Here is a 9138-nt window from a genome sequence, read left to right as displayed (position 1 = left end):
ACCGCCCGCCGGGGCAGCCCTTCCGGCCGGCTACGCCGTCCTACAGGGCTGTTCCGGCACCGGTGCCTGCTACACCATCCGGGGGGACGTGACCGTTTCTCATGTCACAAACAATTGTAATTAATGAATTTTCGTGGTTCTGCAGGGGGCGCGCTTCCAGCGTTTGGGCTGGATTTTGCGGGACAATCTGGGACAGAGAGATCCGCTGGACATCCGGCGGAGACGGCATTCCCATGGCTACCATCGCCCTCTGGAAGAACCGGGACGGTCAGGTCATCGGCTATCAGGTGAAGACCCGGCGTGCCGGCTTCCCCACCCAATCCAAAACCTTCGAGACGAAGACCGACGCGAAGCGCGGGGCAATATGGCGTCGGCCAAACTCACGGCGCGCCCGAAGATCAGAGCCGCATTCCCCGGGGTTCCGCGACGACCCCCTTTTTCGGGGCGGATGTATAGGAAAAATGGGGCGTGCGCGATGTTACGCAACATGCGCACAACCGTTTCAAGACCGCTTCTCGATTCTCCAGTCCATCGTCACCGCTATTCTAAAACGGTACCGGGGTGGATGGCCGGCTCGGCCGACGCTGCCGCAAGGCCTCGGTTAGGACGCCGTGCCGTGAGGCACTGCGTCCTGCGCCGCAAGAGAGGAGAGATTTTTCGAATGTACAGAATAGGAAAGTATACCCTGGCTTTGGGCATCTGCACCGCTGTGATCGCGGAGCCCGTGATGGCGCATCATTCCTTCGCCATGTTCGACCAGAACAAACTATCCGAACTCAAAAACGTGACGGTGGTTCAGTACACATGGGGAAATCCACACGTATATATTATCATTAAGAGCGAAGATACGGCCTATACGTTAGAATGTGGAAGTATTGCGAACATGAGTGAGATGGGGTGGAAATTCAATACCATAAAGGGTGGTGACAAAATCGACGTCGTGTTTTACCCGCTACACAATGGCAAGCCGGGCGGAGCACTCAAAGCTGCGACGCTGTCCAACGGCAAGAAATTGGAAGCGTAATGATCAGCGATTGCAATCCGGAATCAGAATAAAAAAGCAAGGGAGGTCCTAAATGGACTTCAAGAATATAACGAGACCAGCTCTTGCGCTGGCTATTTGTCTGATGTGGATGGCCGACACAGCGTTGGCGGATTCGGCCACGGCCCGCACCAAAGGGCAACCGAACATCACCGGCGTCTGGGAACGTTATCCTAGCCCCTTCCCGGAAGGGGTCACCGCCTTCGACGACATTCCACCACCCGGCAATGGGCCCGACCTGAAGGAGCCCTATGCCAGCCAGTGGAGGGCGCAAGAGGCCAAACGCAAAGCGGCGCTGGATGCCGGCACACCACTTGTTGACGCGAGTACCCGTTGTCTGCCCGAAGGCATGCCAACGATCATGCAAGCCATCTACCCCATCCAGATCCTCCAGACCCCAGGGCAGATCACGGTTCTGGCGGAGCTTTTCATGCAGACCCGCCGTGTCTACCTCGATCAGCCGTTTCCGGCGCCTGATGACCTTGCGCCATCATACTATGGCTTTTCGTCTGCGCATTGGCATGGAACTACGCTTGTTGTAGAAACACGCGGGATTCGGAAGGACATCCAGTTCTTCGAAATTCCCCATGGCGACGCTATGACCATCGCGGAACATTACCGACTGATCAAGCCCAACAGGCTGCGTGTGGATATCTCCATCGAGGATCCAGAATATCTCAATACGCCATACAGCTTTACTTATGAATACAAGCGGAATGATAAATACCGGATATCCGAATATGTTTGCGATCACCGCCTTGACGTGATCAACTCGGACGGGACCGTGTCTCTCGGGGTGAAATGAACCGCAACGACCTCAGGGCGTTTTATAGTTTCGCGACGCTCCTGCCTTTGCGCTGGAGCGTCGCGCCATTGACCGCTGGCACGCTGCCGGCGCCAGCCCCAGAGGGCAAATGAAGACCATCAGCAACTCGGCGCCCGATGCAACTGCACGCGCCCTTGCCGAAGAAGCGCGCGAAGTGCGGGGCTTCATCGCCTCCAACCGATCCGAGACCCTCCTACGTCTTTTCGATTTCCTTCTTCGGCAGTCGATCGAGGGGCGGCGGCCCAAGGAGACGGAGATCGCCGTGGAGGTGTTTCCAGGGGGCCCCGCCGCTTCGGGAGTCCAGGGCTCACAGGTACGCGTCGGCATTTATCGCCTCCGCAAAAAACTTGATCTCTATTATGCGGACAAGCCCGGGAAGCGCCTCATCATTCCGCAGGGTGAGTACGGGTTCATCCTCAAATCGCCGGATGCCTCCAACCACAATGAAAAAGCGCCAACCGAAGACGGACGCGTGCGACCGCGCCATGGCCACTCCGTTCGAGTGGCTGCCTCCATCCTGCTATTAGCGAATGTCGCCCTGGTCTGGTTGTTTTTCAGAGGCACCATCGGCATCGGCGGCCCTGTTGACCAACCGGCGTTCTGGCGGTCGTTCGGGGAAAAAATCACCGTCTTCGCTATCGGCGACTATTTCATGTTCATCAGCAAGCCGAGTGGAAAAGGGGTTGAGGAAATCATCCAGGACCCGTCCATCGACTCTGCCGATGCATTCTATGAATATGTCACCAAGACGACAAGCGAAAGGGGCAGCCTCAGAAACGAGGATCTCTATGCGGTGAGTTCGGATATTGTGGGTTCGATCAGCAGGCTGTGGTCTTACCTCAAGGATTACCGGCTCACCGCCGTGGCATCGTCTGCGCTTGATCCCAATATTATGAAAACGTCGAATATCGTCTATGTCGGCGCGCTCGACGCTCTTAACCCATTGCTGAAGAACCCGCTTTTCCGCGCTTCGCAATTCAACTGCGCGACCACGTGCTACGAGTTGGTCGATAGGCCGTCCGGCCGGCAGTTCCTTTCCGACAGCCCCTACCTGTTGGATGACGGGATCATTCCTCGGCGCGACTATGGCTATATAGCGGGCTTTCCGGGACCTTCGGGTAATCAGGTCTTGATCGTTTCCGGCACGGGAGACGCCGGAGTTACGCAGATGGCCGGCATCGTCACCGACGCGAACAAGCTGGAAGAGCTTCGCCAGCGGGTCGGAGGGAACCTCAGATCATTTGAGGCCCTGTACCAGGTGCGCACGATGTTCAACGAGAGCTATGGAACTTTGCTTTTGATTGCCCGGCCAATCAATTCCGATCGGATTTGGGAAACATCAGTGAATAATGGTCCCGTGCCCTAACGACCGGCGGTCCCTAGTCCTGCCATTTTTAGTGGTCGCGCGATCAGAAGGCTCGTGTCGAATATCAGTCCCCCAACGGTGCGGACCTGATAGAGCGCTTCAAACGCCGCGGCGCCATGCGTCTGACGGGCCAGGAGGTCAAGTTCACGCTTGTCAGACACAAGCTTGATCATCCGGGAAAGCCCGGCATCCTCGATGCCGGAGATGACAAGGATCTGGTTTCCCGATGGCCCGGGATAGCTGGCGACATAGCCATAGTCATAACCGTAGGCCGGCACGGCTGGATGCGTAACGTCCGAATTCTGCGCGGATGCGGGCCGCGCCGTGAATACCGTGCCTGAGGGTATGTCCCTCAACTCATCGAAATTTTCGCCGGGGATGAAACCGGACATTTGAAGGATGGGGGAACGCGGCGTCCCCAGCTGCGCAAAATAGTCGATAAATATGACGTTCCCCGAGTCAATCGCGTCCTGGGACAGTTGCGACACAGGGGTCATGTCCGGAATGCCGTGGTCGGCGCGCATGGCCGATACCAACGGCAAGATCGCCGCCGCTCCGGTGGCCACCCGCGCCGGCACCCGGTGAATGTCGCGATCGTGCAGCTTGCTGAAGTCGTCGGGGTGCAGAGTCAGATAATTATCGAGGTCCCGTCCCGACTGGATTAGGGGATTCATGACGAGGCGCCGGGGCTTGCCATCGGGGCCGCTTTCCACAACCACATAGAAGTCGCCAACGGCGACCACAGGCAACCGTTTATGCACCGCGACCGGCCCCCAAAAAGCCGTCTGCCGGAGGGGCGACGGGCCGCCGTTCAGCTGCTCGAAAAGGAAGAGGGCAGCCCATCCGAGCACGCTCGCGGCGACCATGACCGCGAGCCGGCGCCAAGCCGCACTTCGGGCGGGCGGCGGTTCAGGAGGAGGTACGGCTTCTTCCTCCTCCGTATCCTCAGGCCCGGGGGCCAAGATCAGGCGATATTCCCCTTTGGGGATCTGCAAGCGAGGTCCGCTTTTTCCCGTATTGAAATGATCCAGCCGCTGGCGGAGCCGGGACATATGCCCTCGAACCATCGAATCCTGTGAGGTGTCGAACGCAGCACTCTTTCCGAATACGGCCATGGCTATTTCGATTTCCTTGGGAGCCCGGCGATCCTCCGAACGCTCCAAAAGATAATCGAATAGCTGCGTCAGGATCACCGAGCGGTTTTCACCCAGCAGCACCGCACGGAACTGCGAGGCCTCAGCGGCGATCAGCGCTTCTTTCTCATCGCCGGGCTGATCAGTTGGCAAGGTGAGGTTCGACCGCATAGTGGTTACCAGCAGGAGGTATCTCGTCCTGCCCCATCCGGAGTGTCAATGCGCCCCCCTTTGTTCAAACAGTTCGGCATTGCAGCGACGAGGCTGGCGAAACCGGGGCCTATCGTCAAGCCCGGCCGGTTACGGCCTGGATCGTCGTGTCAACCTATATCCAGATCGACGCGCTGGGCGTTGAAGGAGTAGCCGGGCATAGCTCTCCGCATCAGGTCGGATTCGGCAATGGCCGTTTCCTCCGGGGTTACCGGGCCTGCGTTGCCGGTACGGTCCGTATTTCCGCTGAACTCGCGGATTCCTTTGAGATCGGCCCAGACAAGCCAGAAGGACTTGCCATCGGGTGCGATCCATTTAGGTGCGATCTGGGGTGAATACGCCCGCGCGACGGGGTCGCCACCGGGCGTCCAGGCGGCCTCCTCATGTACCTGACGCCAGGGCCCCCAAGGTGTCGCGGAGACCCAGAAGCCCAAATAGCCGGGCTTGGCGAATTCAGTGCCGTCAGGGGCGCAGCCCGTCCCGGCGCTGACCATCATGTACAAATCCAGGGGTTCATTATAGACCACGCTCGGCAACCATGTTTCGACGACGATGTCGCCGGGGAAAAGGTTGGAGCGGTTGACCCAGCCACGCGGAAATACATGAACCGGCTTTCGTCCGGCGATGTTGGCCACCCATCGTGCCACGCCATGGCCTGCCCATCCTCCGAAGAATTCATAGGCGTCGCGGTTGGGTATCCTGTCGATGGGCACCCGGAACATCATCAGCTCGTTCATCAGGCCATCGATATTGCCATTCGGGCCATATACATAAATATAGCCATCACGATTCGCGCGGTAATCCTGGCCCATCTGGAGAATGGAAAGCAGTGAGAAGCAGCCATTCGGTTCGTTGAAGAAGGCGAGCCGCTCGCGCGACTGCTCTTTCCAGCCCTCCCATCTGACTGGAGAGGTGCCATCCTGATTGCGCCATGACCGCCCGCCGTCATCGGATTGAATGAGCTTGGCGGCTGTCCAGCGGCGGGGCCGCTCGGCCGCCTGGTCCAGCGCGCTCAGGAATTGATATATCCGGCCACCCACAGCCAGCAGGCCATGTCCGTGATAATGAGGGGCGTCTTCCGGTTCGCCGGCTTCATCCACATGCGGGTAACCATCTCGTTGGGTGACGATGGCGTCGGTCGGGCCGCCGCCAATGCTCCACAAGGACCTCTTGAAGAATTTCGTGGGGGGATCAAGCCAACCGGGCCCGTCATTGACGACGACCAATTGACGGTCGTCCGCCCCCCAAGTCATCTTATAGCCGTCCCCCAAGCTGGGCAGCCTCAATATCGTTTCGTCTCGCCGCCATAGGGACCGGACGGAAGCAGCGCCGCCCTCTGAAGGGCGGAGTGCCGCCAGCGCCCTGGTGCTGGCGGTGGGCAGCGCCTGGGCCGCCAGGCCCATCGCCAGGGCCCGTATCAGGAAATCGCGTCTTTGGGGCATGCGAAATCACTCCATGATCAGGGCGTTGGTCGCCCTGCAGGAACTGGAATTTTTTCCGGCCAGGGGCAGGCCACCTCGACGGGCGGCCTGCTACTGGCTGGTCAAGCAGGCGACCTTCGAATTCAGGTCGCCGCGAAGCCCCATCCTCAGAAACTCTGCTGGAACTGCACGCCGAATTGGCGTGGGCGGCTGACCACGCCACGGGGGTAGCGTTCATAGGTTCCGTCAGCAAGAAGCGTCTGACGTTCGAAGCCCGCGGCAGGCTGATCACCAAAGTTCAGGCGTTCATCCAGCAGATTCTTGACGTAAAATAAGACCTGGGATTGCCCGAAACTCACGCCGATATTGCCGTTGACCATGTTGAACGCCTGGCGCACCACAAAGCCTCCGCGCCCGGTTGGGACATCGACGGAGCCGGTATAGCTGTAGTCGGCAGCAATAAAGAGCTGATAGTCTTGACTGAGATCCACCTGGTAGAATCCAGATATGGTCCCACTCCATTGCGGAACCTGAGAAAGGGGACTGTTCGCGGGTTGCGGCAGCACGCCGGGATCCAGAAGGACGCCATCGGTATAGCCGAGCCCCAACTCGATCGTGAAAGGCACCCCGGCGAAGGGACGGCCGGAAACCTCCATTTCACCACCCCGGATACGCGCCTTACCCGCATTTGTCGTGACGGACAGGGTGCAGGTGGGCAAATAAACCGACTGCTGGATGTCGGACCAGTCAATTTGAAAGACCGCCGCGGACGCACTGAGCCGGCCCTCTGCCAGGCGGCTCTTAATTCCGGCCTCATAGCTCCACAGCGTGTCGGATCGATACTGCCGCAACGCATCGCCATTCAGGCCCAAATGCGCGAGGTCGGCCGAACAAAGATCCGCCGGAAGGGATTGCTGCGCGCCCCCGGCCCTGAAGCCCTTGGACACAGAGGCATAGATATTGCCCTGCTCGTCCAGCTTATAGGAGACCACGGCTTTGGGAATGAGCCCCGACTCGCTGTTCCCAATAGCTGGCACATAGGATGACCCCGCGGGTAGGAAGACGAATCCCTGGTCCTCGTTTGCGTCGGTCTTCTGATTTGTCCAATATTGCCGCAGGCCTGCCGTGACGGTCAGCTTCGGGATGATCTCATAATATAGTTCGCCGAAAAGCGCCGCATCGTTGCTGTGAATGAACGTGCCATTGGCGGCGAGATAGGACGGATTGAAGCCCGCGTCGGCCAGCGCCGGGATCGGAGTGACCGGCACGGTGTCACGGCGGTTCTGATGCTGGTAGAATACCCCGGCAATGCCGGAGAGGTGCGGCAATAGCGTGCCATCGTCGAAGGAAACGCGACTTTCGTGTGTGAGCCGCGTTTCGGTATGGTGGGTATCCTGGTAAATGGGTGTATTGCCGAAGTCGATCCCCGTAGCCTGGGTAAGGTACAGGTTGCTCCCCTCGGTGTCGTCTTCCCGCTCATTGATCCGGCGCGCGAAGTAGCTGGTGGAAGAAGCCACGGAGAAATCGTCTCCGGTATAGTTCAGGACGAATGACCCAATACCCCAGCGATCCCGGGAATATTCCTGCACGTCTTGGGCACGGTCCACCGTGTAGGATAGGGGTTTATAATCGGGGTAGGGTACGTAGGCGGCCGGAAAGCCGTGCAGGTCGCTTGACTGGCCCATGGCGCTGATGGTCGCCTCCACCTCGTCCGTCAGTTTGGCCCGTAGCGTGACCGACGCCGCGTAGGTGTCGTTGCGACCCTGTCCATCCTTGGAGACAAGATTGCCGGAAGCATCGGGAAACCGGCGCGTGATGAATCCGGAATCCCGCGTATCGGCAATGGCGACATCGAGTCCGAGCCGACCGGGAGCAAGCACGACGTTTGCGACGACGTTGCCATCATAATCGAGCCCCCCGCCTTCGGTACCGCCGCCCTGCACTTGCACCTCGCCCGAATTCTCAGTCAATGAGGGCTTGCGGGTGATGAAGCGCACGTTGCCACCCATGGAACTGGCACCGAAAAGGGTTCCCTGGGGGCCTTTGAGCACTTCGATGCGATCAAGGTCCAGCGTCAACGGACTGACCGATGAGGGCACCGGCGTGTCATTGATATAGTAGGATGTCGTCCCACTGCCGGCCACGCCGCGGATGGTGGTCTGGCGGCTACCGCTCCACAACAGATCCGCTCCTTGACCATACTGGAAGGTCAGGTTGGGAATGCGGGTCGCATAATCGGTAAAATTCTGAATGTTCTGCGTCTTCAGATAATCGGACGAATAGGCGGTGATGGAGGCTGGAACATCCAACGCCTTCTCATCCTTCCGCCTGGCCGATACGACGATCTCGGCAATATTGAGTCCATCGCTGCCGTCATTCTGCTTCGAGGCTTGCTCCTGTGCATAGACCACGCTTGTTGGAGTGGACAGGACGGAACAGGCGAGCAGTAGTACGCGTAAAGACGTGAAGGTTTTTCGTTCATTTGGAATTGCGGTGCCGCATTCCAAGATCAGCCGATTCTTCAAACCCCTCATGACGGTTTGCTCTCCCCGATTTTGAAAATATGCTTGTTGGCCAGCTTGCGCTTCGCTCCCAGTCAGCGCTTGTCGCGGTTCAAGCCTCGACACCGTCATTTGGCCGGTGCTTCGCCAACCTTGGCGGCTGTTTTTGAATCGCAACAATGAAGCTGAATACGCATATTTGTTGCTTAATGTAAACACCGCCTGAGATAAACGCAGCAAGGCCGCTTGAAACCGTCCGGAAACGTTTCGGAGTGTCCCGTAACGTCGTCCGAGAGCGCCCGTACGTGTGTACGTTCCCCGGTCGTAGCTGGAGGGACAGCATGTCAAGGCGACCAGGGGGCTCGAAGGCGTGACCCCCGAAGGCGTGACCCCGGAAGGCGTGACCCCGAAGGCGTGACTAGGACGGCAAGGCGCGACCGGCATCGGCCCTGGCGCGACGGTTGATGATGCGTGAGCATGGACATGCTGCGGCGGGTGGTTCGCCGCACCCAGTCATCACGAATACCAACGGCTTCCTGGCCACCAGTAAATTCTGCGTTTTGGAACTGTTCGCCCTAAGGGTGAAGTCCAGTACCGGGTCAATGTTCGGTGCAGATTGACAGGCCGGTACCAGTCAAT

Annotated in this window: 6 protein-coding genes; 3 read left to right on the top strand and 3 right to left on the bottom strand. The window is 58.9% G+C overall.

Going from position 1 to position 9138, the window contains the following annotated elements; translation table 11 throughout:
* The first annotated feature begins 475 nt into the window (after positions 1-475).
* From FBZ90_RS09200 to FBZ90_RS09190, 3 genes are all read left to right on the top strand, one after another.
* The gene (locus tag FBZ90_RS09200) at positions 476-1024 is read left to right on the top strand and encodes a DUF6152 family protein (RefSeq protein ID WP_145731203.1); all 549 of its coding nucleotides are present in this window, start codon (positions 476-478) and stop codon (positions 1022-1024) included.
* A 52-nt stretch (positions 1025-1076) separates the two neighbouring features.
* Positions 1077-1847: a hypothetical protein gene (locus FBZ90_RS09195; protein WP_145731201.1), complete on the top strand. Its 771-nt coding sequence runs from the start codon at positions 1077-1079 to the stop codon at positions 1845-1847.
* A gap of 109 nt (positions 1848-1956) precedes the next feature.
* Positions 1957-3234 carry a hypothetical protein gene (locus tag FBZ90_RS09190; RefSeq protein WP_145731200.1) on the top strand — a complete coding sequence of 426 codons (1278 nt, stop codon included), beginning with the start codon at positions 1957-1959 and terminating at the stop codon, positions 3232-3234.
* Here FBZ90_RS09190 and FBZ90_RS09185 read toward each other — a convergent pair.
* The 3 genes from FBZ90_RS09185 to FBZ90_RS09175 form a co-directional block, all read right to left on the bottom strand.
* The gene (locus FBZ90_RS09185) at positions 3231-4538 is read right to left on the bottom strand and encodes a hypothetical protein (RefSeq protein WP_145731198.1); all 1308 of its coding nucleotides are present in this window, start codon (positions 4536-4538) and stop codon (positions 3231-3233) included. The genes FBZ90_RS09190 and FBZ90_RS09185 overlap by 4 nt on opposite strands.
* A 149-nt stretch (positions 4539-4687) precedes the next feature.
* The gene (locus FBZ90_RS09180) at positions 4688-6019 is read right to left on the bottom strand and encodes a DUF4185 domain-containing protein (RefSeq protein WP_246130234.1); all 1332 of its coding nucleotides are present in this window, start codon (positions 6017-6019) and stop codon (positions 4688-4690) included.
* Between the two features lie 146 nt (positions 6020-6165).
* Complete coding sequence (locus tag FBZ90_RS09175) at positions 6166-8532, bottom strand: TonB-dependent receptor (protein ID WP_145731195.1); 2367 nt, start codon at positions 8530-8532, stop codon at positions 6166-6168.
* Positions 8533-9138: the final 606 nt, after the last annotated feature.

The organism is Nitrospirillum pindoramense (genome assembly GCF_007827955.1).
Lineage (GTDB): Bacteria > Pseudomonadota > Alphaproteobacteria > Azospirillales > Azospirillaceae > Nitrospirillum > Nitrospirillum amazonense_B.
Note: the sequence above shows the minus strand (reverse complement) of the source record. Positions and strands in the feature narration are given on the sequence as shown.

Excerpts from the sequence above, each read along its gene's own strand:
- FBZ90_RS09200 (WP_145731203.1), top strand. The coding sequence starts at position 476 with ATGTTACGCAACATGCGCACAACCGTTTCAAGACCGCTTCTCGATTCT.
- FBZ90_RS09195 (WP_145731201.1), top strand. The coding sequence starts at position 1,077 with ATGGACTTCAAGAATATAACGAGACCAGCTCTTGCGCTGGCTATTTGT.
- FBZ90_RS09190 (WP_145731200.1), top strand. The coding sequence starts at position 1,957 with ATGAAGACCATCAGCAACTCGGCGCCCGATGCAACTGCACGCGCCCTT.
- FBZ90_RS09185 (WP_145731198.1), bottom strand. The coding sequence starts at position 4,538 with ATGCGGTCGAACCTCACCTTGCCAACTGATCAGCCCGGCGATGAGAAA.
- FBZ90_RS09180 (WP_246130234.1), bottom strand. The coding sequence starts at position 6,019 with ATGCCCCAAAGACGCGATTTCCTGATACGGGCCCTGGCGATGGGCCTG.
- FBZ90_RS09175 (WP_145731195.1), bottom strand. The coding sequence starts at position 8,532 with ATGAGGGGTTTGAAGAATCGGCTGATCTTGGAATGCGGCACCGCAATT.